Origin of the sequence: uncultured Friedmanniella sp., from assembly GCF_964244005.1 — a bacterium.
Taxonomy (GTDB): domain Bacteria; phylum Actinomycetota; class Actinomycetes; order Propionibacteriales; family Propionibacteriaceae; genus Microlunatus.
The window spans coordinates 101132-126921 of sequence record NZ_CAXTHG010000007.1; the positions used below are offsets into that span (position 1 = coordinate 101132).

Sequence of the window (25790 nt, forward strand, 5' to 3'; positions counted from 1 at the left end):
GCTTTGCCACCGCTCGAGCGGTGGCAACGTCACTTCCAGGAGGCATCAGCGAGCACGAGCGAAGGCCCGCCTCAGCCGATCGCCCAGCACCCGCTCGCGCTGGAGATCTGACGAACCCCACCGCACCATGGCGTAACCGAGGTCTCGGACGGAGTCCTCTCGGTGCTTCTCGCCGTGGACTACTTCGCCGACGGTCTGGCCGGGCTTGAGCAGCCGGCCGTACTTGACCAGGCCGTCGAACTCGCCGACGGTGCGGTGCTCTTCCCAGCCGAAGTCGCACCGGGCGATGACCCGGCCGTTGGCGTCGACCACCTCGTACTGTAGGGACGAGGGTGGCAGGCCGATGGCGTGCAGCACGACCCGGCTGTGGGACTCCCCGGCACTCTCGCTCCGCGCGTCGGCAAAGGCGACCACCCGACGGGCCGTGGCGACACCGGGCCGACCGGCCGCCCTGGCCAGCACCTGCTCGACCTCGGTCCGGTCCAGACCCGTACGCAACGCAGCGTCCGCGGCGGCCACCGCGTCCGCGAACGGGAGTGTGCGACCGAGATCGACGACGGTACGGGCCAGGGAGGTGACGGGGAGGCCGGCAACGACGGCGATCTCCCCCTCGGCGAGGGGTGCGGCGTACCGGTGGACGTGTCCGCGACGGCCGGATGCGGCTCCGGCGCTGGTGACCTGGACGTGGTCAAGGGGGCCGGGCGGCACCGGCAGACCGTAAAGGACGGCGGCCGACACGTGGCTGACCACAGCCGCGCTCAGCATCGGCATCGTGGCCGCGACGAGCTGACGGTGGCGGCTCTCCTCGCCCAGCTCCGCGTCGTCGCGGCTGTACGCCCCGCGACGGAGGTGCTGGAGCTCGCCCCTTCGAGCCAGCTGACGGAGGTCGCTGTAGCGGTAGCCCTGAGCGACCAGGTCGCGCGCAAGGAGCACGGGCGGCGGCGGGAGGTTCGACATCTGCCCAGCCCAGCAGACGGTGCACCGCCGGGCGAGAGGGCGAGGGCGATCTGTGGACAACTCATCTCGTTGCCGCCCGAAAGTGGCTTTGCCATCGCTCGAGCGGTGGCAAGAGCACCTTCAGGCGGCAAGAAGTTAGCGGCCGCGGACCTGGCGGTGGCCGCTGTCGAGCCGTACGGTCCAGCCGCGGCGGTCCAGGTGCTCCAGCAGGGGGACGGCGACCCGACGGGTGGTACCGAGGGCCTGCCGCGCCTCGCTGGTGGTGAAGGGCTGGGGCAGAGCGGCGAGGACGCGCATCGCCTGGGCCGGCCCGGTGGGCAGCAGCACGACGTCGGGGCCGAGCCGGACGAGCCGTCCGGTACGTTCGGCGGCGGCGAGCTCGGCGGCGCCGAGGCGCCAGCGGTCCAGGTCCGGTCGCTCCGGCGCGCCGAACGGGGACGCGGTCAGGTGGGCGGTCAGCTCGGCCAGTCCGGCTTCGGCGGCCCCCAGGTCGGTGGTCGCGCCCGGCCGGGACAGCCGTCCGTCGCCGTACGCGAGGCCGGCCGCCTGCGCCACCGCCAGCAGCAGGTCGCGGTCCGGCACCCCGACCTTGCGGCGGGCCGCGTCGAGGGTCAGCCGCGGGTCGAGCGGCTGCGCCTGGGCCTGCTCGTCCAGCGCCGACCCGAGCGCCTGTTGCCACGCCTGCCACTGGTCGGGATCGATGAGCCACTCGCCGCTGACCTTGACCCGGTCCGTCGCCGTCGTCGGGACGCCCAGCGCGGTCAGGGTGGGCGCGCGGACGGCCCGACGGCGCCGGACCTGGTCGGCGAGCGCCGCTGCGGGGTCTGCTGCCCCGACCGTGGTGAGAGCGACGGCACGAGCGGCGGCGGCTCCCCGGCGCCTGAGCGGCGGGGGATCGGCGTCCAGCACGACGGCCCCGGCGGCGACGGCGTGCCGGCCGGGATCGCGCAGCACCAGCCGGTCGCCCGGCTCCAGGGGCTGCGGCTGAGCTAGGGTCAACCGAGCGGTCGTCGCGCCGAGCGGTCGGACGTGGACGGGCACCGCGGCCGTCCCGGCGTGCAGCACCAGCTCAGCCGGCAGGTCGCTCACCTCACCCGTCTGCAGGCTCAGCCGGACGTCGACCACGGCGGTCGTCGGCCAGGCTTCGGGGGTCAGCAGCGCGTCGCCGCGACCCACCTCCTCGACCTCGACCCCGCGCAGGTTGACCGCCACCCGCGCGACGGCGGCCACCTCGCTGCGGTCCGCGCCCAGGCTCTGCAGCCCGCGCACCCGGACGGTCCGGCCGCCGAGGACGAGCGCGTCGCCCACCCGTACGGTGCCGGCGCCGAGGGTCCCGGTGACCACCGTGCCGGCGCCCCGGATGGTGAACGAGCGGTCGACCCAGAGCCGGACCCGACCGTCCGTACGCGGCGGCGGCAGCCGCACGACCAGGCCGGCCAGCGCCGTTCGCAGCTCGTCCAGCCCGGCCCCGGTCCGGCCGGACACCGCCACGGCGGGGACCGACCCGAGGCTGGACCCGCTGATCCGCGCCTGGGCCTCGGTCACCGCGTCCGCCGGGTCGGCGAGATCGCTGCGGGTCACCACCAGCAGCCCGTGCTGCAGCCCCAGGGCGTTGACCGCGGCCAGGTGCTCGGCGGACTGCCGCCGCCACCCCTCGTCCGCCGCCACCACGAACATCACCGCCGGTGCCGGACCGAGGCCGGCGAGCATCGTCGCGATGAAGCGTTCGTGCCCCGGGACGTCGACGAACGCGAGGGTCCGACCGGCGACCTCGGTCCACGCGTACCCCAGGTCGATCGTCATCCCGCGCCGCTGCTCCTCGGCGAAGCGGTCCGGCTCCATCCCGGTCAGTGCCCGGACCAGCGTGGACTTGCCGTGGTCGACGTGACCGGCCGTGGCGACGACGTGCACCTCAGTCGCCGGTGATCGCGAGCACGGACTCCAGCAGGTCAGCATCGGCCTCGGTCGGGACGCAGCGCAGGTCGAGCAGGCAGCGACCGTGCTCGAGCCGGCCGACGACCGCGGGGTCGCCGAGCCGGAGCGGAGCGGCGTACGCCTCGTCGAGGGCGACCGCCCAGCCGGGGAGGGTGAGACCGGGGGCCCCGCCGCCGCCCACAGCTCCCGCGGAGGCGACCACGTCGGCAGACCGGCCGGCCGCGACCAGCGCCGCCGCCACCGCCTCGGCCCGGGTCCGTAGCGTCTCGGGGTCGGCCCGGAGCGCCGCCCAGGTCGGGGTGACCGGCCCGCGCAGCGTCGCCTCCAGCGCGGCGAGGGTCAGCTTGTCCACCCGCAACGCCCGGGCGAGCGGGTGGCGGCGTAGCCGTTCGACGACGTCCGCGTCCCCCAGCAGCAGGCCAGCCTGGGGTCCGCCGAGCAGCTTGTCGCCACTGGCGGTGACCACCGAAGCACCGTCCCGCAGTGCGGTTGCCGCGTCCGGCTCGTCGGGCAGCAGCGGGTCGGGCGCCAGCAACCCGCTACCGATGTCGACCACCACCGGGACGCCCAGCCCGGCCAGCTCGTGCACGCTCGTCGCCGCGGTGAACCCCTCGACGCGAAAGTTGCTGGGGTGGACCTTGAGGATGCAGCCGGTGTCCGGGCCGAGGGCCGCGGCGTAGTCGGCCAGCACCGTCCGGTTCGTCGTGCCGACCTCGCGCAGCCGCGCGCCGGTCGAAGCGATCAGGTCCGGCAACCGGAAGCCGTCACCGATCTCGACCATCTCGCCCCGGCTGATCACCACCTCGCGGCCGGCCGCCAACGCCGTGGTAGCCAGCACGAGAGCCGCGGCTCCGTTGTTGACCGCCAGCACCGAGCCGGCGTCCGGGACGGCCTCGGCCAGCGCGGCCAGCGCTCCCCGCCCCCGGCGCGCGCGACGGCCGTCCGCCAGGTCGAACTCGACGTCGGCGTACCCAGCGCTGCGGACTACCGCCTCGACCGCCGCGGCGGAGAGCGGCGCGCGGCCCAGGTTGGTGTGCAGCACGACGCCGGTCGCGTTGAGCACCGGACGGGTGCTGCTGAGCGAGGTCGGCAGGGCGGCGACGGCCGCGTCGGCCACGGCCTCGGGGGTGATCTCGCCGGACCGGGCGGCGACCTGAGCCGCCACCACCGCCAGCTTCACGGTCTCGCGGCCGAGGTGTTTCGCCGCGGTCGCCAGGCGCGGGTCGGCCAGCAGGTCGTCGGTCCGTGGGATGCGCCGCCGCGGGTCGCCGGCGAGGCAGATCTCCGGTGTCGGCACCCGGCGATCCTATGCGGCCACGAAGGACCAGTACTTGCCTATCAGGAAAATAAGACGTAAGTTGCCTGTCAGGAAAGTAACTCGAGCAAAGGATCCACCATGGACGCGCACGAAGCTTCCGCCGTACTCGCCGAGGCCGAACGACGCCGTCAGCAAACCGTCACCGCCGGAGTCGCGCCGTGGCCCTGGCGTCTGCTCGGGGTCTGGGCCGGGGCCCTCGTGGCGTACGGTCTGGCCCTCGACCTCGACCTGGTCTGGGTGGGCGGACTGCTCATCATCGCGGCCCTCCTGGCGGGCGGTCAGCGGATGGTCCGACTGCGAGGGACGCACACGCCCTCGCGCTGGGCGCTGGCCCTCGCCGTTGCCGTGGCCATGCTGGTGGTCGACATCGCCGTCCAGTCGCTGGTCCGGTGGGCCGACGGGCCACTGCCCAACGCGGTCGGCGCGCTGGCCGCAGCCCTGCTGCTGCTGCTGGTCCGCCCGATGCAGGCGCGGATCGCGGCCGCGCGACGGCCGTGACGCAGCTCGGGACAGGATCGGTCGCCCCGGGGACCGGGGGTCTGGACGAGTTCGTCCACACCCCCGCCCGACTCGCGATCCTGTCCCTGTTGGCCCCGGCCGACTGGGTCGCCTTCTCGTTCCTGCGCGAGACCATCGCCACCAGCGACTCGGCTCTCTCCAAGCAGCTCCGAGCGCTCGAGGAGGCCGGGTATGTCGAGTCGTTCAAGGACCGCAGCGCCCGGCGCAGCACCTCGGTACGGCTCACCGCGCACGGGCGGAGCGCTTTCGAGACCTACCTCGACGCGCTCGAGCAGCTGGTGGCGCGGGCGCGCGGGGCCGGGTAGCAGGGAAGTGGCGGAGGCGGACGGGAATCGAACCCGCCAAACCGAGATGCTCGACTTCACCGGTTTTGAAGACCGGGAGGGCCACCAGGCGCCTGTACGCCTCCGCCGCCGAGAGTAGCCGAGGTTTGACCTCAAGCCCGTCTCGGTACTGTCCCCGACATGACCTCGACGACGGCGCCCTACCGGCTGACTCAGTACGCGCACGGCGGCGGCTGCGCCTGCAAGATCCCGGCCGGCGAGCTGGAGCAGATGCTCGGCGGACTCACCCCGTGGACGTCGGACGACCTCGTGGTCGGTCTCGCCACTGGCGACGACGCAGCGGTCGTCCGGATCGAGAACGGGCAGGCCATCGTCAGCACCACCGACTTCTTCACTGCCGTGGTCGACGACGCGTACGACTTCGGCCGGATCGCCGCGGCCAACGCCCTCTCCGACATCTACGCGATGGGGGCGCGTCCGGTGGTCGCGCTCAACATCGTCGGCTGGCCGCGGGACGTGCTGCCGATGGAGCTGCTGCGCGAGGTGCTGCGGGGCGGGATGGACATCGGGCGCCAGGCCGAGGTGCACGTGGCCGGCGGTCAGAGCATCGACGACCCCGAGCCCAAGTACGGGATGGCCGTCACCGGCCTGGCCGACCCCGACCGGCTGCTGCGGAACGACCGGGCGCGGGTCGGGCTGCCGGTCACCTTGACCAAGCCGCTCGGCGTCGGGGTGCTGAACAACCGGCACAAGGCCACCGGCGAGGTCTTCGCCCACGCCATCGAGGCGATGACCCGGCTGAACCGCGCCGCGTCGGAGGCCGCGCTGGCCGCCGGGGTCGAGGCGGCCACCGACGTCACCGGGTTCGGGCTGCTGGGCCACGCGTACAAGATGGCCCGCGCCTCCGGGGTGACGATCCGCATCGACGCGGCGTCCGTGCCCTACCTGGACGGGGCGCGGGAGGCTTTGCGGGACGGCTACGTCAGCGGCGGCACCCGGCGGAACCTGGAGTGGGTGCGGCCGCAGCTGGACGCCTCGGTGAGTGAGGACGAGCTGTTGCTGCTCGCCGACGCCCAGACCAGTGGCGGGCTGCTCGTGATCGGGGAGATCCCCGGTTCACCGGTGGTCGGCGAGGTCGTCGTGGCGGGGGACCACCCGCTGGTCGTCCGCTGACCGTTGCTTCTGGCCACGGCGGTGAGGCCCTGAACGGCATACGGTGCGACATGGTGCCGGGTACTCGCGGCACCATGTCGCACCATCTTTGCGGGTCTTAGCGGCGAGGCTTCGCCTTGGTCCCCAGCGCGCCCTCGTTCGGGTCCTTGCGGACCCGGGGCAGCCGGGTGAGGATCGGCAGGATGATCGCGACGAGGGCGATGATGCCGATCGTGGTGTAGCCGGTGGTGTAGTCCTTGTCCGAGCCGATCAGCTTGGCGGCGATCAGCGGACCGACCACCCCGCCGAGGCTCCAGCCGATCAGCATCAGGCCGTAGATGCCGCCCGCGTTCTTGACCCCGAAGAAGTCGCCCGCGGTCGCCGGCATCGTGCCGAAGGCGCCGCCGTAGCAGAGGTAGACCACCGCGGCCAGCACGAAGAACAGCGCCGCGTTGTGCGCGTGCGGGACCAGCAGCAGGCAGATCCCCTCGAGCGCGAGGATCGCGACGAAGGTGGGCATCCGGCCGAGCTTTCCGGAGACGGTGGCCCAAAAGATCCGGCCGGCGCCGTTGAACAGCCCCAGGAGCCCGACGGCGGTGGCCGCGGCAGCGGCGGTGTACCCGGCGACGTCGGCAAAGCTGGCGGCGGCCTGGGAGATGAACGAGATACCGGCAAGCACGGCCAGCGTCAGCATGCCGGCGAGGGTGTACCACTGCCAGGTGCGCAGCGCCTCGCCCTGGGTGTAGTCGCGGCCGCTGTCGACGACCTTGCCCGAGGTGGCCGGGGTGTAGCCCGGCACAGCGTAGCCCTCCGGCGGGTTGCGGAAGAACAGTGCACCGGCGACAGCGAGCACCAGGTAGGCGATGCCGAGCGGCAGGAAGGCCGAGGTCGGCACGTCCGGGTTGCGCTTGATCAGCGCCTGCGCGATCGGGGCGGTGACGACTGCGCCGAAGCCGAAGCCGCCGACCGCGAGCCCGGTGATCAGGCCGCGCTTGTCGGGGAACCACTTCTGCAGCATGGCGATCGGCACGATGTAGGCCAGCCCAAGGCCGAAGCCGGCCAGCACGCCGTACCCGATCACGAGCAGCGGCAGGTCAGCCCTGTCCGTGGCGAACGAGGCGACGATGACGCCGACGCCGTAGATGACCGCGCCGATGACCGCGACCGTACGCGGGCCCCGGCGGTCCTGGATCCGGCCGCCGAGGTAGGTGCCGATGAAGATCATCCCGATCGCCACCTCGAACGGCAGCGTCGCCTCGGGCTTGGTCAGCGTGAACGGTCCGGCCTTCTGCAGGGCCGAGCTGAAGACGCTCCAGGCGTAGACCGCGCCGAGCGACAGCTGCAGCAGCAGTGCGGCGATGACCAGCCCCCAACGACCCACCGCGAGGTTGCCTCCGGTCGTCGAAGCGGAGGTCCGGGCTGCGGTGCTCATCGGGTCTCCTGCTCGGCGCCCTCGCTCGCCGCGGCGGCTTCGGCCGCGCGGCGTCGGTCCAGTCGTTCCCGTTGGGGGACGACCGTGTACCTCGGGTCGTGCGCCGACTCGATACCGGCTTCGAAGACGCCAAACCGCGTACAGGCCGAGCCGGCCAGTAGCGCGACCCCCGAGAGGGCGGCGGCGATCCGGCTCCGGCCACCCAGCAGCAAGGCGCCGGTCGCGCCGGTGGCGGTGAGGATCTTGCTCGCGCGGATCAATTTCCCCGGCTTGCCGTGGTGCAGGGCCTCGGCGGACAGACCCATCGACCGCTCCATCCGGTGCTCGACGGCCAGCTCGGCGATCGCTCCCGCGACGGCCAGCCGGCGGGCGGGACCAGCCTCGCTGAGCGGGGCGAGCAGCATGCCCAACCCCCCGGACGCGGCCGCGGCGGAGCCGACGAAGACGAACGGCAGCTCGCGGTGCGCGTCGTGCCAGGCCGGCGTCGAGGTGTCGGTGAGCAGCACGGCGGTGTAGGAGGCGACGGCCGGGGCGAACACGGCGGCCGTCAGTCCGGCCGGTCGGGCCGCCCAGTCGAGCAGGGTGCTGAGGACGCCGAAGCGGACGGGCAGCAGCTTGGCGATCTCGGCGGCACCGGCCACCACGTTCCCCGGCCCGTACGCGGTCAGGATCCACGTGCCCACCGACATCGGTGAGGTCGGCTTGAACACCCGCAGCATGTTGACGAAGCGTTCCGGCCGGCCGAGGTCGGCGACGAGCGCCACCAGGCTGACGGTGATCGCGCCCGTGGCGCTGATCCGGGCCGCCCGCCGGAGCGTCGGCCGGGCGGACAGGTCGGCGCCCGCGCCGAGCAACGACGAGCCGCCCGCGATGCCGCCCATGAACAGGTACAGCGGGATCGCCGCTTCCCAGGGCGCGGCCTTGACCACCGGCCGCCCGTAGTAAGAGGTGAAGGTCGCGTCCGGGACCATCATCTCCTCGGCGCGGCCCTTCTTCCGCCGGCCGCCGCCGCGACCCCCGCTCCGGCCTTCGCCGCCGCGACCGCCACCGGCCGTACGCTGAGCCGCCGCGGCCGCGCTGCCGCCGCCGGCCGAACCGGGGACGGCGTTGAGGCCGTCGACCGGATTCTTCGGACCGTCGGCGTTGATGTCGGGGTTGGCCGCCTGACCGACCGGCTGCTGACCGCGGTCGTACCCCTCCTGGCTCACCGCTGTCCTCCCGTGGGGCGCCGCCCGAGGAAGGCGGTCGCCGCCGCGGCCAACAGGCCGAGCGCGGCCAGGCCGGCGTGCCGCCACATCCGCGGAAGGTCGGCGGTGGTGACGATCGGGTCAGGCGGGAAGCCGTACACCTCGGGCTCGTCCAGCAGCAGGAAGAACGCCCCCGCGCCGCCGACCCCGTTGTCCGGGTCCTCGGCGTAGAGCTGGGCGCCCATCACGCCCGCCTCCTGCAGCGCCGCGACCCGCTTCTCCGCCCGTTCGCGCAGCTCGTCCACGTCGCCGAACTGGATCGACTGGGTCGGACACGCGTTCGCGCAGGCCGGGGTCTGGTCGTGGCTGAGCCGGTCGTAGCAGAGCGTGCACTTCTGGGCGATGCCGCCGTTCTTGACCGCCGGTACGCCCTTCGCGGTCTTCTCACCGATCCGCCGGTCGATCACGCCGAACGGGCAGCCGGCCACGCAGTAGCCGCAGCCGTTGCAGATGTCGTCCTGCACCACGACCGTGCCGAACTCGGTCCGGAACAGCGCCCCGGTCGGGCAGACGTCGAGGCAGCCGGCGTTCGTGCAGTGCTTGCAGACGTTCGAGGCCATCAGCCAGCGGAAGTCGGTCCGCTCGCCCGCGTCCGGGGACGCGCTGGGCAGGTCGAACGCCGGCATCCCGAGGTCGACCAGCGGCTTGTCGTGCACCGAGCGCGCGAGCGAGCCGAGGATGTCCTCCGACACCGCTGCGTCCAGACCCAGCCCCTCCACAGCCTCAGGACGCAAGGTCTCCGGCACGCCGATCGTGATGCCGGTGTCGAGGTTGCCCATGGGGAGGCGCTGCTCGATGAACTCCACGTGCCGCCAGGTGCTCGCCCCGAGGGCGCCGGTGTTGTCGTAGGAGCTGCCGAGCAGCTCATAGATGCCGTCCTGCGGGACGCCGTTCCACTCCTTGCAGGCCACCTCGCAGGCCTTGCAGCCGATGCAGATCGAGGTGTCGGTGAAGAACCCCTTCCGGGCGGGCGGTGTCGAATACCCCGCGCGTCGTGCGGGCCCGTCCGAGCCGGCGGAGGTGAAGGCCTGGTCTCGGCCGAGGTGGCCGTCGGGCTCACTCATGGGGTTCCTCCGTCGGTACGGTCGCCGGCATCGCTTCGGTGCTTGCCATCGGCGCCCTCAGGTGGCGTCCGCTGCTGGTTGCCGGTGGCGAGGGTGACGCCGGCGCGGGCGCGGTGCTCGGCGACGAAGTCGAGCAGGGCCGCACCCCGCGGACGACGTCCGGGCTGGATGTCGCAGGAGCCGACCTTGGTCTCCTGGATGTGGACGTTCGGGTCGAGCGTCACCCCGAAGAGGTCGTTGGCCGAGTCGCCGCTGATGATGGCGTCCTCGCCGACCCCCCAGTGGTACGGCAGGCCGATCTGGTGGATCGTCTTGCCGCCCGCCCGCAGCGGCACGACCCGTTCGGTCACCATCACCCGGGCCTCGATCGCGGTCCGGGCGCTGATGATCGTCGCCCAGCCGTTGTTGACCAGCCCGCGCTCACGCGCCAGCTCCGGCGACACCTCGCAGAAGAACTCCGGCTGCAGCTCCGAGAGGTACGGCTGCCACCGGCTCATCCCGCCGGCCGTGTGGTGCTCGGTCAGCCGGTAGGTGGTGAACACGTACGGGTAGAGCCCCGAGCCCGGCTCGTCGCCGGACGGGTTCTGCAGGTTGTCCTGCCTCGGGAAGACTTCCCGGGTCGGGTTGGACTGCTGCCGCGACATCGGGTTGCTGATCGGGGACTCCTGCGGTTCGTAGTGCACCGGCAGCGGCCCGTCCAGCAGCCCGCTGGGCGCGTACAGCCAGCCCTTTCCGTCGGCCTGCATGATGAACGGGTCGTCGCCGGCCAGCCCGGCCGGACCGGACGCGCCCTCGGGCGGCCGGTAGGACGGCGCCTTGCCGACCTCGAAGTCCGGGACGTCGTGCCCGGTCCACTTCTGAGCCTCCTCGTCCCACCAGACGTACGCCTTGCGCTCACTCCACGGCTTGCCCTGCGGGTCGGCCGAGGCGCGGTTGTAGAGGATGCGTCGGTTCATCGGCCAGGCCCAGCCCCACTCGGGCGCGACCCACGACTGCTCACGACCAGGCATCCGCCGCATCGACTGGTTGACCCCGTCGGCGTAGACGCCGGTGTAGATCCAGCAGCCGCCGCTGGTCGAGCCGTCGTCCTTCATCTCGTTGAAGGTGTTCAGCGTCCGGCCCGCCTTCTCCCCGGTCAGGTGGAAACCGTTGATCTCCTGCAGCACCGCGTCGGCGGAGATCTCGCCGGACTCGTCCAGCGGGTAGTCCCAGGTCAGGTTGAGGATCGGTGCGTCCCGGTGGTCGGTCGAGCCGGCCAGCCGTTCCCGGATCTTCTGCCCGAGCAGGTAGAAGAACTCGAGCTCGCTCTGTGCGTCCCCGGGCGGGTCGACCGCCTTGTGGTGCCACTGCAGCATCCGCTGGGTCTGGGTGAACGTGCCGCCCTTCTCCACGTGCGCTGCGGCCGGGAAGAAGAAGACCTCGGTGTCGATCTCGTCGGTCTTCAGCTCACCGGTCTCGATCTCCGGCCCGTCCTTCCAGAACGTGGCCGACTCGATCATGTTCAGGTCGCGGACCACCAGCCACTTGAGGCGGGCCAGGCCCATCCGCTGCATCTTGCCGTGCGCCGAACCGACGGCCGGGTTCTGGCCGAGCAGGAAGTAGCCGTCGATCTCGTCTCGCAGCATCGACATCACCGTCGCGTACGTGCCGTGGTCGCCGGTCAGCCTCGGCAGGTAGTGGAAGGCGAAGTCGTTCTCCGCGGTCGCCGCGTCGCCCCACCACGCCTTGAGCAGGCTGACGGTGTAGCTCTTCGCGTTGGTCCAGAAACCCTTCTGGTCCGGGCTCGCGATCTCGGCGACGAACTCGTCCAGGGAGTCGTGCGGACCGGCCTTGGGCATCGGCAGATAGCCCGGCAGCAGGTTGAACAGCGTCGGGATGTCGGTCGAGCCCTGGATGCTGGCGTGGCCGCGCAGCGCGAGGATGCCGCCACCGGGGCGACCCATGTTGCCCAGCAGCAGCTGGATGATCGCCGAGCCGCGGATGTACTGCACACCCACGGTGTGGTGGGTCCAGCCGACCGAGTAGACCCAGGTCGTCGTCCGCTCGCGGTTGCTGTTGTCGGTGACCGCCTCGCAGACCTCGAGCAGCTGCTCGGGACTGATCCCGCAGGTCTCCTGCACCATCTCGGGGGTGTAGCGGGCGTAGTGCCGCTTGAGGATCTGGAACACCGTACGGGGGTGCTGCAGGGTCTCGTCCCGGACCATGTGGGACGGGTCCATAGCGGCACCGTGGCCGCCGAGCTCGTGGCCGGCTCCCCGGCTGCCCTCGGACTCCTCGCTCTCGTCGCCGCTACCGCTGCCGTCCTCGACGTCGTTCTGGTCCTCGTACGCCCAGCTGGTCGTGTCGTAGGTACCGGTCTCGGGGTCGTAGCCGGAGAACACGCCGTCGAGGTCGTCAGCGTCGACGAAGTCCTCGCTGACCAGGGTGGCCGCGTTGGTGTAGGCGACGACGTACTCGTGGAACCACTTGTCGTTGCTGAGGATGTAGTTGATCACCGCACCGAGGAACACGATGTCGCTGCCGGCCCGGATCGGGACGTGGGTGTCCGCCACAGCCGACGTCCGGGTAAACCGCGGGTCGATGTGGATGATCTTGGCCCCGCGGGCCTTGGCCTCCATCACCCACTGGAATCCCACGGGATGGCACTCGGCCATGTTGGAGCCCTGGATGACGATGCAGTCAGCCTGCTGGAGATCCTGCAGAAAGCCGGTGGCACCGCCACGGCCGAACGAGGCTCCCAAACTGGGAACCGTGGCACTGTGTCAAATACGGGCCTGGTTCTCGATCTGGATCGCGCCGAGCGCAGTGAAGAGCTTCTTGATCAGGTAGTTCTCTTCGTTGTCCAGCGTCGCTCCGCCGAGCGAGGCGAACCCCATAGTGCGGCGCAGCGGTCGGCCCTCGGCATCGGTGTCCTGCCAGTGGGTACGTCGGGACTCGACCATCCGGTCGGCGATCATGTCGGTCGCCTCTTCGACGCCGATCTTCTCCCAGGTCGTGCTGCGCGGACGGCGGTAGAGCATCGTCGTCGCGCGGCCCGGGGAGTTGACGAGCTGCTCGCTGGCCGAGCCCTTGGGGCAGAGCCGGCCGCGGGAGACGGGGGAGTCGGGGTCGCCCTCGATCTGGACGACGTGCTCGTCACGCACGAAGACCTTCTGGCCGCAGCCGACGGCACAGTACGGGCAGATGCTCTGCACGACCCGGTCCGCGCTGGTCGTCCGCGGCACCACCGCTCGGGTGTGCGCCGACTGCACGGCCGCGCCCCGGCCGAGCGGGTCGTTGCCCGTCAGCTGACGAACGACCGGCCAGCTGAGGAACGTCTTCTTGAGATCCATGTCACGCCTCCCGGGTGCAACATAACCCGGGCAGTGAGGGATGAAACCTCGGGTCGGTTTCGCGCCCCTACTCCGCACGTCACCGGGTCAGGGGCCCAACAGGGCAAGCGGCACGACTGCGATGCCGTCCGCACGCCTGTAGGCGTAAGGCCCGGCCGTCACGACCACCGCATCGATCAGGTCGTCCCCGATCTCGCTTCGCAACCAGTGCAGATGTCGGACGTCGCCGTCGTCGGGCGTGGCTCCGAGCTTGACCTCGATGGCCAGAACGCGGCCACCCTCACCCACGACGATGAGGTCGATCTCCTGACGTCCGGCCCGGGTGCGCAGGTGCGCTACGCGTGCTTCGGCCGCCTGCGCGAAGACTCGAACGCTGAGGGTGGCCAGGGACTCGAACAGGGGACCGAGCATCGAACGGTGCCGCAGCTCGCCCACCTGATCCCCGCCGATCAGGGAGTCCGCCGTCAACGACAGGAGGCGAGCAGCCAGGGCTGGGTCGGCCAGGTGGTGCTTCGGTGCCGCCGTCAAGCGGTTGAGAAGGTTCTTCGTGGGCAACCACGCCTCGAGCGGGTCCAGGATCCAGAGTCGCTGCAGGGTGTCGCGGTAACCGATCGCCGTGACCTTGGCTGGTTTCTCGCTCTCGCCGGGAGTCGCCGCGTCGCGGATGGTCTCGTAGGCCGCCGTCGTCGAGGTCGCGGCCGCGTAGGCCGTCAGCCACGGTCGGATGGCAGCCGGACGACGTCGCCGCGAGCCGTTCTCGGTGAGCTCATGGTCGAACAGGCGGTCCAGATAGCCGTCGAGCTGCGCACGGCGCCCGCGACCGCTCTTCGCGGTCCTGATGCCCGGGTAGCCCGAAGCCAGGATCTCCTCGACGTAGCGATCAACTCCCAGGTCGGTCTCGCCCCCGACGTCGGCGTCACCGCGCAGCAAGGCGCCCAGCGACACCGAGGGCTCTGCCGCGCCTCGCTCGGGAAGTGTCATCGGTCGCATCCGGAGCGGCACGATCCGCCCCCGCCCCGGTGTGGATGTTCGCGAGCGGACTGGCTGATCCGGTCAGCAGGTAGGTACCCGGCCGCGCTCCGTCGTCCACCGCCCGGCGTACCAAGTCCCAGATCTCGGGCCACCGCTGCCACTCGTCCAGCAGTACCGGGGAGGGGATGCTACGCAGCAGATCGGGCTGGGCAGCCAACAGCTCCAGGTCTTCGCGCCTGTCGAAGCGAAACGTACGCTCGACTCGTTGCAGGGCGGTCTCGGTCTTGCCTACTCCCTTGGGGCCGTCGAGGGACACCGCCGCGAGATCGCTCATCAGCAGATCGATCTCAGCGTCGATGACCCGCGGCCGGTACGGCACGGCAGCTGGCACGGACACGGAGGCGACTGTACCGTCTGACCGCGCCTAACTGTACTTTCTGACCCACAATGACTGTACCGTCTGCCCTTGGGCGACGGGCGAGACGGTCGCTGAGTCCGCGGTCAGGGCGAGAGTGCCAGTAGTCGACTCAGGATCAGGTCTACCCGCGCCATCACGACTGAGTCGGCTTCGCCCATCCTGTGCTGAAACCGGAGCGGGGAGATGGCCCGGATGTCCTCGCACTTGACGTAGCTGACCGCCGCCAGACCCGAGCCGCCCGGCTCGAGCTCGACGTGGGTGGAGCGGCTCCGGTGAGTGCGCGTGAGCGGGAGCACGGCGATCACGGGCGGATTGCTCAGCAGCCAGGGATCGGCGCTGACGATCAGGACAGGCCGCTGCAGTGCCTGCTCGTGACCGACAGGCTCGCCAAGGTCCGCGAGATAGAGATCGCCCCGTCTCACCAACCGTTCCTGACGCTCACTGCGTCATCTGCCGGATCGATGGAGTCCCTCACCGTCGAATCGGCAGCGTAGGCAGCACGGTCCGCCTCACTGAGGGCGGCATGTTCGGCGGTGACGGCCGACCAGAACGATCGCTCTTCGGACTCATCCAGGGCCCTGGCGATCACGACGCCGAGGGGGACTCGATCGCGCTGAGCGCGGGCAGCGAGCCGGTCGCGCAGCTCCCTCGAGACCTTGATGGTGGTGACGGTCGACATACTCGCGAGTATACCTACACGGGCTACTTCACGAGCGTGACACGCGAACCACGCTGATCCACACCGCTGCGCCACCGGCGCCATCAGAGAGCCTCGTAGTACCGCCGGATGGACGCGGCCATGAGCCGACGGCGCTCGCCCAGAAACTCCCGGTACGAAGCGGTGGTGACCTCCCGCACGAAGGACGGCACCGCGTTCTCCGACAGGTTGGCCTGCAGGTCTTCGGACTGGACGATCTCGCCGAGGACCAAGGTGCCGGTGTGGGTCTGCTTGTCCACCATGGTCACGGAGTCGATCTTCGACAGAAAGCCGCGCGCGCCACCGGCCACCTGGGCCGCGAGGTAGGTCTGAAAGAACGGGCTACCCGTGCTCGTGGTCCCGAGCGCCGCCGGCAGCGTCACCGTCCAGAAGGCATCCGACAGGTCGGCCTCCTCGAGCTGCTTGAGATCGGCAGCCGCCCCCCCTGTCGTGGTCGGCGGATGGACGGATGCGTCACCCTATGCATACCTCGGCGGCGGCGACGGTTTCTTCGGCGACCCGCCTCCGTGACAGGCTGGCCATCGCTCCGATCCCGGAGCGGGAGAAGGAGTACCCCCGTGTTGATCTTCGGGCTCAGTACCAAGCAGTTCCTGTTGGCCACCTTGGTCTACGTCTGCGAGGTCTGCGGCAACAACGCCGCGCACCACCTGGTGAAGCGCGTGCGTCGCTTCACCCTCTTCTTCATCCCGATCTTTCCGGTGAGCACGCGTTACGACGACACCTGCACCGCCTGCGGTCGCGGCCTCGACGTGCCGGCCGACCGGGCCGAAGCAGCCGCGGCTGCTCAGGGTGCGCCCGAGCTTCGCTGATGGTCAGCTGACCGTCAGGACCACCTTGCCGAGGTTGTCGCCGGACTCCAGGTGCGCGTGGGCCTCGGCGGCGTCGGCCAGGGCGAACCTGGTCTGCGGCGTGAGCTGGATCGACCCGTCGGCGAGCAGCGGCCAGACCTGCTCGACCACGTGACGGCAGATCTCGGCCTTCTCGGCCGGCGGTCGGGAACGTAGCGTGGTCGCCCGGACAACCGCCCGCTTGGCCAGCAGGGCGCCGAGGTCGAGGGTTCCCTTCGTACCGCCCTGCAGACCGATCACCACCAGCCGACCCTCGGTGGCCAGCAGCCCGAGGTGGTCACCGAGGTACTTCGCGCCCATGTTGTCGAGGATGACGTCGACGCCTTGCGGGGCCAGCTCGCGCAGCTGCGCCACCCAGTCGTCGCGGTAGGACAGCGCGTGGTGGGCGCCGATCGAGCGGCAGTAGTCGAGCTTGTCCGTACTGCCGGCCGTCGCCACCACGGTCGCGCCCAGGTGCCGCGCGTACTGGATGGCGAACGAGCCGATCCCGCCGGAGCCGCCGTGCACCAGGAAGACCTCACCGGTGATGAGCTGCGCGAGGCCGAGGTTCGAGACCACGGTGGCGGCCACCTCGATGACCCCGGCCGCTTCGACCAGACCCAGTCCGGGAGGCGGGGCCAGGACCTGTCCGGCCGGTACGGCGACCTGCTCGGCGTACCCGCCCCCGGCGAGCAGCGCCACGCACGGCTGACCGACCTCCCAGCCGGTCACGCCGGTCCCGAGCGCCGCGACGTGCCCGGACACCTCGAGCCCGATGATGTCGCTGGCTCCCGGCGGCGGCGGGTAGGCGCCCTGGCGTTGCATCAGGTCGGCCCGGTTGACCCCGGACGCCGTCACCGCGACGAGGATCTCCCCCGGGCCGGCCTCGGGAGCGGGCAGCTCCGCCAGCTCGAACGCTTCCGGTCCGCCCGGCTGCCGTACCACCATCGCCTTCACGCGTCCGAGCCTGCCACCGGCCTGGTCGGCTACGATCTTGGGGTTCCGGCGGCAGCAGGTGCCGACCGGGCGAGGTCGCATAGTGGACTAGTGCAGGCGCCTTGAAAGCGCCCGAGCGGGAGACCGTTCCGTGGGTTCGAATCCCACCCTCGCCGCCTGCGTCAACCCGATCAGCTGGTCTGCGTCTCCCAGACGAAGGCGCCAGAGGCGGTGCCGCCCTGGGTGCTGTTCGAGGCTGCGTGGTCTAGGGCGTAGGTGATCCTGAAGGTGCGGGTCTCCTCAGCCGTACCCCTCGGGTTCCAGGCGCCGAGTCCGCTGCCGTAGCTCGGATAGGCCGTGCCGAAGCCCAGGAACGTGCCGTTGTCCAGGTCGGACCTGCTGGCCAGCGGTACCAAGCCCATGCAGGAGCCGAACGAGCCGCCGGTGCCCTGGGTGACGGGTGAGGTTCAGGTAGCCGGCCAGGTCGGCGGTGCTGACCGAGCAGGCCGAGGAGGAGGCCTGCGAGACGACGAGACCGGAGACGATCAGGCCAGCGGGATGGTCGCCGGCGACAGCTTCGCCATCCGGCGGGTGCGGCGGCGTGGGGTGCCGGTCATGGTGGTCGGTGATCCTGGGGGCCAAGGCTCGGTGTGTCTTGGGAGGGGCACCCCGGCGCCTGCTCGGTGAGAGCTGGCGCCGGGGGCAGGACAGAGACTGCCGGTCCGACCTCAGGGGCCGCCGTGTCCAGGGACCGACGGATCTCAAGGTTGGCCGAAGATCGCCTCGACTGCCCCCGAATCTCAGGTCTGGCTGAACACATGGCCGTGAGCGCCCGGAATCCGCTGGTACGCGGTCGTCAGCCTCGCGGCACTAGGGTTCGGGGGTGAGCGAAGCGAGCACGGCCCAGGTGCCCGCGCAGCGGTTCACGCTGAACGCACCGCCACCCGTACGGCCGCTGGCCATCGCTGCCGGCACGGTCGTCGTCGCCGCAGTGCTGCTGGTGCTGTGGGGCAGCCTCGATCTGCCGGTCGCCCTCGCGGGACTGGCCGTGCTGCTCTTGGTGCTGGGTGTCGCGCTGGCGGTGGCCGCGCTGGTGCTGGCGGCCCGGCTCCGCACCGAGGTGTGCCTGGACGCAACGGCGATCACGGTCGTCCACCGACGGCAGGAGCGGTCGGTGTCCTGGCGCGAGGTGACGGAGGTCAGCCTGGCGCACCCGCGGCTCAGCCTGATCACCGGCGAGCGGACGACCAGTCTGGTGCTGGTCAACCCGCGTCGCCCCGACAACCCGGTGTTCAACGCTCTGGTCGACCAGGTGCGGCAGCGGTTGGACGGCAACCGCGGCTACCGCGACCTGCCCGACCCGTCGCCTGACCTGGTCTGAGCGCGCGGTCCGGAAAGCGGCAGAGGTCAGCCCCGGTACGGGGTGGCCGTCGCCGCCATCTCGGGGTTGAAGGCGCAGGTGTCGTCGACGTCCTCGCTCTCGGCTGTCTTCGAGCTGGTGCCCGAGCTGCTGCCCGAGCTCGAGCCGGAGCTCTTCTTGCTCTTCTTGGTGCTCGGCGGCTTGGCGGCCTCCCCGAGGGCGACCTTGACCCGCTGTCGCATCTCCGGGAAGTCGGGATTGGAGCTGAAGAAGCCGTCGACGCCGTTCTTGAACACGATGCTGCGGACGTTGCCGTCCTTGACCCGCAGCCCGAGGTCCACCATCAGCGGCAGCACCTCCTGCGGCACGTCGGTCTGCACGATCTCCTTGCCGGCCTTCGCGATGTCCTCGTAGCGGGAGAGCAGGGTGGCGGGGCTCGCTTGCTTGATCATCGCGTTGATCACGCACCGCTGCCGGTCCATCCGGGCGAAGTCGTCGGCACCGTAGCGGCCCCGGGCGTACCAGAGCGCGCTGCGGCCGTCCAGCTTCTGGTTGGCGCCGGGGTGCAGGAACTCCGACGGTGGGATGTGCAGGTCGGTGTTGCCACCGATCGGGATGTAGGAGTTGACGTTCAGCCGGATACCGCCGAGCGCGTCGACCAAGGTGCTGAAGCCCTTCAGGTCGATCAGGGCGTAGTAGTCGACCTCCAGACCGAGGGCCTCGCCGACCGAGATCTTGAGGACGTCAGCCCCCAGGTCGTCGGTCGGGCCGAGCACGTTCTTGGGCACGGAGGCGGGGACGTTCTGGTACAACGCGTTGAGCGCGAACTCCTGGTCCTCGCCGTTGCCGTTGGTAAAGCCGTTCGGGTAGTAGCGGTGCAGCGGCGACTTCTTCGGGAAGGGCATCCGGGCGGTGTTGCGCGGCAGGCTGAACAGCGTGGTGTCACCGGTGTGAGTGTCGACACTGGCCAGGATGACGGTGTCGGTGCGGGTACCGGTCCGGCCCTTGCCCGCGTCGCCGCCGAGCAGCAGCACGTTGAGCCGGGGCTTGTCGGCCCACGGGTCCTGCGGCGCGGTCTGGCCTTTGGTCGGCTTGCCGGCGTTGAGCGTGGGTCGGGTGGCGCTCTTGCTGTCCGCCTCGCTCTTGAAGGTGCCGGCCACCGACGTCGCGGTGTCGTAGCTGTAGCGCGCGGCCACCGCCATCGGCGCGGCCACAGCGAAGGCCAGTACGCCGACCAGCAGACCCCCCAAGACCCGGTGCCGACGGCTCGGACGCCCGCGCAGGCTGAGGTGGCTGGCCACCACGACGCCCACCCAGACCACGGCGACGACGACCAGGGCCACGGTCAGCCGCATCAGCACTGCCGGCCGGACGAACTGGCCGAGGAAGCCTTGGGTGTCCGTCAGCGCCCAGATCCCGAGGCTGATGGCCGCGACAGCGAAGACGCCGAGGATGATGCTGCCGACGACCCGACGCCGAGCCAGGATCAGCCCGAGGCCCGGCAAGACCGTGCCGGCCACCGTCAGCAGTGCCGTGCTGCGAAAGCTGCGGTTCGTCGCCAATGCCGTCGCGCCCGACCGCTCGGTCAGGTCCCACGTCCAACCGCCGTCCGGTTCGCCGGCGTTCGCCTGCGTCTCGTCGGGCGGCTGGTCGGACATGGAGCTCCCACGAGAGGCGGCGACACAGGGGTCGAGGAGGGACGAGGTGGCCCCACTGTACGTCCCCGGCCAGGTCAGCGGCACATTCCGGACTCGATCGCGCGACGGCGCGCGTTTTCGTTTTTGCTCGGGATGACCCGCGTCGGTAGTCTTGCCCAGCGCTCGTTCGCGGGCGTTCAGGTTGGGAGGCGTCGCCTAGTCCGGTCTATGGCGCCCGCCTGCTAAGCGGGTTTGGGTCTTAAAGCCCATCGCGAGTTCAAATCTCGCCGCCTCCGCCACCTCGACACCGCCCCGACTCCGCTGAGTCAGGGCGGTGTCGTGTTTCACCGGCCGCGAGATCAGGCGTCAGGGTGGGGAAGCGTGACGACGGTGAGGCCATCGATGGACGAGAAATCCCGAGGGTTGCATGTGTACACCGGGAGATCGTGAGCCAGGGCCGTAGCGGCGATCAGGGCGTCAAAGGCTCGCGCGCTGACTCGCCGCCCTGACCGACGAAGGTCCGCCGCAACTCGGCCGTAGGCACGGGCGGCGGCCGCGTCGAAGGCCAAGGCGTCGAAGCTGCTCTCGGCCTCCTGCAGGCGCACCTGACGGGCGGCTCGTTCCGCCGGGTCGTCGGTCACCAACGCCCCGACCGAGAGCTCGGCCAGAGTGACGGCAGTGATGACCGGCTCGACCGGAAGGTGCTCCGGAGCGAGGGCGTCGAGCAGGATCACGGCGTTGGTGTCGAGGATGCCGGCGCGGGTGGTCGTCACAACGATTGGTCGATCATCGAGTCGACGTCACGGCGGAAGGTCGTTGGGTCGATCGGTGGCAACGCTCGAAACCGTTCGACCAGCGCCGCGGCCGAGAGAGGTTTGCGACGCAAGGGAATGAGCTGCGCCACCGGCTCGCCGTCACGAGTGATGGTCACCTGCTCCCCGGCCAGCACTCGATCCAGGACGTGGCCACCCTGGTTACGCAGTTCTCGCACCGAAGCATCGCTCACGCGGGGAATGTATCACGCGTGAGACATCTGCACGGGATGCCTCGTCGGCAACGGGTTCGCCTGTCTCTCAGCCGGCCGCTATGATGGTGGACCGTTGTCCGGCTTCGTCGGACGACTGGCACCTGTAGCTCAACGGATAGAGCATCTGACTACGGATCAGAAGGTTGGGAGTTCGAGTCTCTCCAGGTGCGCCACCCCAGCCCGGCTGGATCGACTGACCGGGCTGCCCACGCCGCAGGCGGCTTGACGCTTGTTCTTGGCCCACTGCTGAGCGGAGTCGTCCCGAACCGCGCGTTGGAGATCGTCGGCCCGTGGAGACCTCGTCAGGTCGGAAGAGGGCCGCGAACACCCGTACGGTGCTGCGCAGCCCCCGGATCGCCACCCGGGCATTGTGCACGAGCGGCTCGTCCTGCCGCAGACCGATGTCGCACCGGACGATCTCCCGACACTGGTCCGCGAGATAGGCCCAGACCAGCCCGCCCACGGTGTCGAGAGCGGCGTGCTCCGCCGGCACTCAGCCGCTCCGTCACCGACCGCCGTAGCCGGCGGCGGCGGCCAGCGGTCCGGAGCGTAACCGTCACCTCTCGCCACGCGCTGGTTCTGGCCGTCTGACCCGCCGCTACCCCGGACAAACGGTCGTCGTACGGGTCGAGGAGCGGTGCGTCGTCCGCTTGGGTCAGCGTGTGGACGGTACGCCTGGTCGACGAGGGTCAGCTCTTCGTCAGCGCAAACACCGGTGACGAGGCGACGCAGCACCTCAGGAGGGGTGTCGGAGGTCGAGGTGTTCTCGATCGTTCGTTGGTCGTCGCCGTCCGCGCTGATCAAGGACCAGCCAGTGCCGGGGCCCGTTCGCGGTACCGCAGGGTGATCCCGAACTGGGCGAGGTGGCTCGACGGAGTGTCGAGGTAGACGTCCTCGAACTCCTCTTCCGCGGTCGTCCAGCGGCCTTCGGTGCGAGCCAGGTCATCCATGACCGGAAGCGGAAAGGTGCTGTCGACCTCGAACACGACCGGTAGGTTCCGGTCGGTGTCCACGGCCCTGCGGTCGTTCACCTGTTGTCCTTCGTCTGAAAAGTGCCCCGCAACTCGTGGCCGGCGCGCCGGTGAGGATGGTCCCCCGAGAAGACCGACCTGAGGCTGTCGGCCAGTACCCACTGTTCACTCGGCCGTTCCCGACTCGTCATGCACCGTTGCGACCGCTGTCGGATCGGACCTCCATAGAAGAGGGCATGAACGAGGCGCCGGTCACCGGCTGGCGCGTACGGTCGCTGCTGGTCTGGGTCGGCGCCGCCCTGGCGCTGGCGGCATTGCGGCTGCCGAGCTTCGAGCTGTGGGGCGACGTCCGGTACACACTGGGGGTCGAGCGGGTCACCGCGGCCGCCGGGTGGCCGTCCTGGCAGGTCTGGACGCACCGGCCGCTGCTGAATCGGGTGCTGATGGCGGGGCTCGACCACCTCACCAGGGGTCCGTACCGGGAGCAGCAGCTGCTCGCGTGGAGCTCACTGATGGCCGCGGTAGCGGTCGGCGCCCTGCATCCGCCGCTGGTGTCACGGATCGGGCGGCTGGCGGCGACGGGGCTGTGCGGCGGGCTGCTCGTCGGCCTGGTCTGGGCGCCGCCGCGAAGCCTGATGCAGCCGGAGTGGTACGCCGTGGTGTTCGGGATCGCCGCCGTCGCCGTCGTCGGTCAGCGCCCCCGCTCGCGGCGCGGCGAGTGGTTCCTCGCTCTCCTCGGCGCCGCGCTGCTCACGGCCGCCGTCTTGATGAAGTGGACGACGATCGGGACGGCGGCCGCCGCCTGGACCGCGGCCGCCCTGCTCTGCCGGCAGCAGCCTCGGCGGCTGCTGCGACTGACGGTGGCGACGGCGGTGGTGCTACCCCTCGTACTCGGCCTCGAGCTGCTGCTCGTCCCCCAGGAGCTGCTCTGGCTGCGCGAGATCCCGCAGCTCAACCCACCAGACCAGCCCCTGGAGTGGTGCACCCCCCTCGCGGCACCACGAGTAGAGTGCCGCGCGCAGACGTTGGTCCTGAACGAGACCCTGACCTCACCCGTCCTGCTCCTGCTGCCGGCGGCCGTCCTGTGGCTCGCTCGGGCCGCCGCCGGGCCGGTCCGGATCGCGGCTCTCGTCATCCCGGCGGCGACCATCGCCGCCACCCTCGCGACCACCGCGGTGCAGGGTCAGTGGTTCAGCTACCACGTGGCCGCGCTGCCCGTGCTGGCCGGCGGCTGGGTGGGCTGGGCTGCTGGGTCGGTGCTGCAGCAGCGCGGACGGCCGCCATGGGTGAGCCTCCTGCTGATGGGGGCGGCCACGGCCGCGAGCGTGGCGTTGCTGAGCCTCCCCACCCGCGTCCGTGCCGGGAGCGGCGCGGTGTGGGAGGGGCTCAGTGCGGTCGACCTCGCCTACGCCCTCGGGCTCGGGGTGGCTGCGCTTGGCCTCTTGGCTGCGGTGCTGAGCCGGGCGCCAGTTCTTGCTGGCGATGAGCGCCACCCCTTCGGGGCCTTCGACAAGCTCAGGGCGTGGACGGGTGCGTTCGTGGTGCTGCTGGTCATGGTCGGTCAGGTCGAGTCGGTGCTACCGAGCACCGCGTACTCGTTGAACACCCAGTCGGCGAACCGGACCGCGGCGAACCTGCGGGCCCAGCGGCACCGGGAGGTGGCGCTGGCCGCCCGGATCCACGCCCGGATCGGTACGACGGCGACCGTGGTCTACCTCGGGTTTGGCGACCGGGGCTACTGGCTGGGCAACCCCAGCCGGTGCCGGTATGCCGCCGCCACCTACCTGCAGCGCAGCGGCTACCTGCCCGCCGGCCGGCTCGAGGGGTTCGAGCAGAACCTCGACTGCCTCGCCGATCCCGGGACGGCGTACGTCCTGATCCAGACAGGCTGGGTCGATCTGCCGAACGCCGACCCGCGCGTGCAGCAGGCGATCGACGCCAGCTTCGACTGCGGCGACCCGGTGCTCGACGAGCCGAACACCCTGGTCTGCCGTCGGCGCGGGTCACCCGGCTGAGGCTCGAGCAAGCCCGTCAGCGCACCGTGATCGTCTTGGTTGTGGACGTGCTGGCGATCCGGGCGGTGCCGATGTAACGGACCCCGACCCGGTACGTCCCCTTCCTGAGCTTGCCCAGGCTGGCAACGCGACGTCCGTTGCTGCCCGGCATCAGGGGCAGGACCTGGGACCGGTCGACCCCTGGGCCGCGCAGCCGTACCCGCAGCTCCCCAGCCGGTGAGGTCGCCCCCGGGACGGTGACGAGGAGCGTGGGGCGAGGGGCGCTACCCGTGCGGACCCGGCTCGGCAGGGTCACGCGCAGCTCGGCGGCGACGCGGTCGGGTGCGAGCACGTCGGTGATCGCCAGGCTCCGGAAGCGGATCCGTTCGTGCCAGGAGGTACGACCGGTCTCGTAGAGGACCCCGACCGTGGCGTCGTCGAGCTGGACCAGGTCGGAGTAGGAGGCGGGTCGGCTGTCGAGCTCCACGTCGTACGGTGCGCTCCACCGGCTGCCGGCCGTGCTGCCCCGGCTGGTGAACACCGCCATCTGGTGCCGTCGGTTCAGGTCCTGACCGGCCGGTGAGGAGAACAGCAGTGCGCCGGCGTGGGTGCCGGTCAGGGCGAGGGCACTGCCCTGCACCGACACGACCGGCAGACCGGCGAGGCGGAACGGGCCGTCGAGGGTGCGGCCGCCGTCGCTGGAGTAGGCGCCGACCCGGCCGGCACCGACGGCCGGCTTGCCGCTGCGGGCGTGGTAGCTGACCCACAACCGACCGTCAGGCAGCTCCGCGACGGTCCCCTCGATCCGGGCGTCGCCGGTCAGGACGTCGTAGCCGGCCCGCCAGTGAGCCCCGTGGTCGTCGCTGATCAGCCCGTACGTGCCGTAGCGGTCACCCGACTTGTAGCCAAGCGGCACCACGAGCCGGCCGCGGTGTGGACTGTTCGGCGACTGCAGCTGGATGGCGTGTCCCGGACCGGTCAGTCCCCCGGAGCGGCCGGGGTTGCGTGCGAGGGTGATCCGCGCCTCGCTGTAGCGGGTGAAGGTGAGCCCGTCGTCGGTGCTCCGCTGCACGTGCAGGCCGCCGCCGCGCGCGCCCTGCTGCGGACGGTCGGCCGTGAACAGCAGCACGGTGCCCGTCGTGGTGTCCACCACCGGCACCGGGTTGCCCACCGTGTCGGTCCCCGAGTCGGCGATGACGCGAGGCGCGCTCCAGTGGCAGCCGCGGTCGGTCGACCGGGCTACCACGACCTCGTTGTCAGCGTGGTCGCTCTCGGGCGCGGTGCTCCGTCGACGTTCGGCGAACGCGACGAGCGTGCCGCGCGGGGTGGCGACCAGGGCGGGGATGCGGTAGACGACCCGCTTGGACACCGAGGTGAGGAAGGGCGTCCCCGTGCAGAGCCCCGTAGCGGCCTGCGCTGCCGGAGCAACAGGAACGAGGAGGAACGGGGCCACTGACGCGGCGACCAGGGCCGCCAGCCGGCGCGATGGGAGGTACGGGTGCGCGGCGCGGGACGGAGCCATGGAAGTGATCCTCAGGGGTCGAACGGGCCCCGAGCCTGCGCACAGCGTAGGCGAGAACACCGCGCCCCGCCGACGGTCTGAGGTTGTCGCCCAGCGTTTGCCGCGCGGTCGTCGGCTCGTTACCCGCGCCCGGTCTGCCCGTACCTGCGTCGCGGCAAGATGCGGCAG

25 protein-coding genes, 4 tRNA genes and 1 pseudogene are annotated in these 25790 nt (G+C 71.0%); 9 read left to right on the plus strand and 21 right to left on the minus strand.

All coding sequences use genetic code 11. From position 1 onward, the window contains the following. Positions 1-45 precede the first annotated feature (45 nt). The 3 genes from ACFE76_RS06380 to selA all read right to left on the minus strand — a co-directional run bounded on the left by ACFE76_RS06380 (position 46) and on the right by selA (position 4189). Positions 46-957, minus strand: a complete 912-nt coding sequence (locus tag ACFE76_RS06380; protein ID WP_375430906.1) for a hypothetical protein — start codon at positions 955-957, stop codon at positions 46-48. Positions 958-1092: 135 nt separating this feature from the next. Continuing rightward, a complete protein-coding gene (selB, locus tag ACFE76_RS06385; protein WP_375430907.1) occupies positions 1093-2868 on the minus strand; it encodes a selenocysteine-specific translation elongation factor in 1776 nt (591 codons plus the stop codon). Between the two features lies 1 nt (position 2869). Further along, the gene (gene selA, locus ACFE76_RS06390; RefSeq protein ID WP_375430908.1) at positions 2870-4189 is read right to left on the minus strand and encodes an L-seryl-tRNA(Sec) selenium transferase; all 1320 of its coding nucleotides are present in this window, start codon (positions 4187-4189) and stop codon (positions 2870-2872) included. Positions 4190-4288: 99 nt separating this feature from the next. Here selA and ACFE76_RS06395 point away from each other — a divergent pair, with 99 nt between their 5' ends. Both ACFE76_RS06395 and ACFE76_RS06400 read left to right on the plus strand, forming a co-directional pair. Beyond that, positions 4289-4708: a hypothetical protein gene (locus ACFE76_RS06395; protein WP_375430909.1), complete on the plus strand. Its 420-nt coding sequence runs from the start codon at positions 4289-4291 to the stop codon at positions 4706-4708. Beyond that, positions 4705-5034, plus strand: coding sequence for a transcriptional regulator (locus tag ACFE76_RS06400; protein WP_375430910.1), 330 nt, complete (start codon positions 4705-4707; stop codon positions 5032-5034). The genes ACFE76_RS06395 and ACFE76_RS06400 overlap by 4 nt, the downstream gene beginning before the upstream one ends. 8 nt (positions 5035-5042) lie before the next feature. Here ACFE76_RS06400 and ACFE76_RS06405 read toward each other — a convergent pair. Next, a tRNA-Sec gene (locus tag ACFE76_RS06405) sits at positions 5043-5138 on the minus strand. Between the two features lie 55 nt (positions 5139-5193). Between ACFE76_RS06405 and selD the strand changes: the two genes are divergently transcribed. Then, complete coding sequence (gene selD, locus ACFE76_RS06410; protein WP_375430911.1) at positions 5194-6186, plus strand: selenide, water dikinase SelD; 993 nt, start codon at positions 5194-5196, stop codon at positions 6184-6186. 97 nt (positions 6187-6283) lie between these two features. On the opposite strand, the gene ACFE76_RS06415 is transcribed toward selD, so the two are convergent. The 9 genes from ACFE76_RS06415 to ACFE76_RS06455 all read right to left on the minus strand — a co-directional run bounded on the left by ACFE76_RS06415 (position 6284) and on the right by ACFE76_RS06455 (position 15710). Continuing rightward, positions 6284-7597 carry an OFA family MFS transporter gene (locus tag ACFE76_RS06415; RefSeq protein ID WP_375430912.1) on the minus strand — a complete coding sequence of 438 codons (1314 nt, stop codon included), beginning with the start codon at positions 7595-7597 and terminating at the stop codon, positions 6284-6286. Next, positions 7594-8805: an NrfD/PsrC family molybdoenzyme membrane anchor subunit gene (gene nrfD / locus ACFE76_RS06420; RefSeq protein ID WP_375430913.1), complete on the minus strand. Its 1212-nt coding sequence runs from the start codon at positions 8803-8805 to the stop codon at positions 7594-7596. Before nrfD ends, ACFE76_RS06415 begins: the two co-directional genes overlap by 4 nt. Further along, positions 8802-9908, minus strand: a complete 1107-nt coding sequence (locus tag ACFE76_RS06425) for a 4Fe-4S dicluster domain-containing protein (protein ID WP_375430914.1) — start codon at positions 9906-9908, stop codon at positions 8802-8804. Before ACFE76_RS06425 ends, nrfD begins: the two co-directional genes overlap by 4 nt. Beyond that, positions 9905-13240 (minus strand): formate dehydrogenase, encoded by a 3336-nt coding sequence (fdh, locus tag ACFE76_RS06430; protein WP_375430915.1) that lies wholly within the window; start codon positions 13238-13240, stop codon positions 9905-9907. The genes ACFE76_RS06425 and fdh overlap by 4 nt, the downstream gene beginning before the upstream one ends. A gap of 87 nt (positions 13241-13327) precedes the next feature. After that, the gene (locus tag ACFE76_RS06435; protein ID WP_375430916.1) at positions 13328-14221 is read right to left on the minus strand and encodes a DUF4143 domain-containing protein; all 894 of its coding nucleotides are present in this window, start codon (positions 14219-14221) and stop codon (positions 13328-13330) included. After that, on the minus strand, positions 14157-14609 hold the full coding sequence (locus ACFE76_RS06440) for an AAA family ATPase (RefSeq protein WP_375430917.1): 453 nt from the start codon (positions 14607-14609) through the stop codon (positions 14157-14159). Before ACFE76_RS06440 ends, ACFE76_RS06435 begins: the two co-directional genes overlap by 65 nt. Positions 14610-14713: 104 nt before the next feature. Continuing rightward, positions 14714-15052 carry a type II toxin-antitoxin system PemK/MazF family toxin gene (locus ACFE76_RS06445; protein WP_375430918.1) on the minus strand — a complete coding sequence of 113 codons (339 nt, stop codon included), beginning with the start codon at positions 15050-15052 and terminating at the stop codon, positions 14714-14716. Further along, the gene (locus ACFE76_RS06450) at positions 15049-15309 is read right to left on the minus strand and encodes a hypothetical protein (RefSeq protein ID WP_375430919.1); all 261 of its coding nucleotides are present in this window, start codon (positions 15307-15309) and stop codon (positions 15049-15051) included. The genes ACFE76_RS06445 and ACFE76_RS06450 overlap by 4 nt, the downstream gene beginning before the upstream one ends. A gap of 83 nt (positions 15310-15392) precedes the next feature. Then, on the minus strand, positions 15393-15710 hold the full coding sequence (locus ACFE76_RS06455; RefSeq protein WP_375430920.1) for a hypothetical protein: 318 nt from the start codon (positions 15708-15710) through the stop codon (positions 15393-15395). Positions 15711-15905: 195 nt separating this feature from the next. Between ACFE76_RS06455 and ACFE76_RS06460 the strand changes: the two genes are divergently transcribed. Continuing rightward, the gene (locus ACFE76_RS06460) at positions 15906-16157 is read left to right on the plus strand and encodes a zinc-ribbon domain-containing protein (RefSeq protein ID WP_375430921.1); all 252 of its coding nucleotides are present in this window, start codon (positions 15906-15908) and stop codon (positions 16155-16157) included. 3 nt (positions 16158-16160) lie between these two features. Here the strand turns inward: ACFE76_RS06460 and ACFE76_RS06465 are convergent, their stop codons facing one another. Then, positions 16161-17123, minus strand: coding sequence for an NAD(P)H-quinone oxidoreductase (locus tag ACFE76_RS06465; RefSeq protein WP_375430963.1), 963 nt, complete (start codon positions 17121-17123; stop codon positions 16161-16163). Positions 17124-17200: 77 nt separating this feature from the next. Between ACFE76_RS06465 and ACFE76_RS06470 the strand changes: the two genes are divergently transcribed. Then, positions 17201-17287: transfer RNA gene (locus ACFE76_RS06470), tRNA-Ser, on the plus strand. Positions 17288-17302: 15 nt separating this feature from the next. Here ACFE76_RS06470 and ACFE76_RS06475 read toward each other — a convergent pair. Further along, positions 17303-17533 carry a hypothetical protein gene (locus ACFE76_RS06475; protein ID WP_375430922.1) on the minus strand — a complete coding sequence of 77 codons (231 nt, stop codon included), beginning with the start codon at positions 17531-17533 and terminating at the stop codon, positions 17303-17305. 461 nt (positions 17534-17994) lie between these two features. Between ACFE76_RS06475 and ACFE76_RS06480 the strand changes: the two genes are divergently transcribed. After that, the gene (locus ACFE76_RS06480) at positions 17995-18492 is read left to right on the plus strand and encodes a hypothetical protein (protein WP_375430923.1); all 498 of its coding nucleotides are present in this window, start codon (positions 17995-17997) and stop codon (positions 18490-18492) included. A gap of 26 nt (positions 18493-18518) precedes the next feature. Here the strand turns inward: ACFE76_RS06480 and ACFE76_RS06485 are convergent, their stop codons facing one another. Beyond that, a complete protein-coding gene (locus ACFE76_RS06485; protein WP_375430924.1) occupies positions 18519-20129 on the minus strand; it encodes an LCP family protein in 1611 nt (536 codons plus the stop codon). A 184-nt stretch (positions 20130-20313) separates the two neighbouring features. Between ACFE76_RS06485 and ACFE76_RS06490 the strand changes: the two genes are divergently transcribed. Beyond that, positions 20314-20407, plus strand: a tRNA-Ser gene (locus tag ACFE76_RS06490). 60 nt (positions 20408-20467) lie between these two features. Here the strand turns inward: ACFE76_RS06490 and ACFE76_RS06495 are convergent. Continuing rightward, complete coding sequence (locus ACFE76_RS06495) at positions 20468-20842, minus strand: PIN domain-containing protein (protein WP_375430925.1); 375 nt, start codon at positions 20840-20842, stop codon at positions 20468-20470. 35 nt (positions 20843-20877) lie between these two features. Beyond that, entirely contained in the window at positions 20878-21114 is a 237-nt protein-coding gene (locus ACFE76_RS06500; RefSeq protein WP_375430926.1) for a type II toxin-antitoxin system Phd/YefM family antitoxin, read from the minus strand. Positions 21115-21232: 118 nt separating this feature from the next. On the opposite strand from ACFE76_RS06500, the gene ACFE76_RS06505 reads away from it, so the two are divergent. Next, positions 21233-21308 (plus strand) — tRNA-Arg (locus ACFE76_RS06505). A gap of 128 nt (positions 21309-21436) precedes the next feature. Here ACFE76_RS06505 and ACFE76_RS06510 read toward each other — a convergent pair. Further along, positions 21437-21628, minus strand: a pseudogene (locus ACFE76_RS06510) (CHAD domain-containing protein); the annotation flags it as partial. A 307-nt stretch (positions 21629-21935) separates the two neighbouring features. Continuing rightward, complete coding sequence (locus tag ACFE76_RS06515; protein ID WP_375430927.1) at positions 21936-22166, minus strand: hypothetical protein; 231 nt, start codon at positions 22164-22166, stop codon at positions 21936-21938. Positions 22167-22342: 176 nt separating this feature from the next. On the opposite strand from ACFE76_RS06515, the gene ACFE76_RS06520 reads away from it, so the two are divergent. Then, entirely contained in the window at positions 22343-24121 is a 1779-nt protein-coding gene (locus ACFE76_RS06520; RefSeq protein WP_375430928.1) for a hypothetical protein, read from the plus strand. 16 nt (positions 24122-24137) lie between these two features. Here ACFE76_RS06520 and ACFE76_RS06525 read toward each other — a convergent pair whose 3' ends face one another. After that, the gene (locus ACFE76_RS06525; RefSeq protein WP_375430929.1) at positions 24138-25622 is read right to left on the minus strand and encodes an exo-alpha-sialidase; all 1485 of its coding nucleotides are present in this window, start codon (positions 25620-25622) and stop codon (positions 24138-24140) included. Positions 25623-25790: the final 168 nt, after the last annotated feature.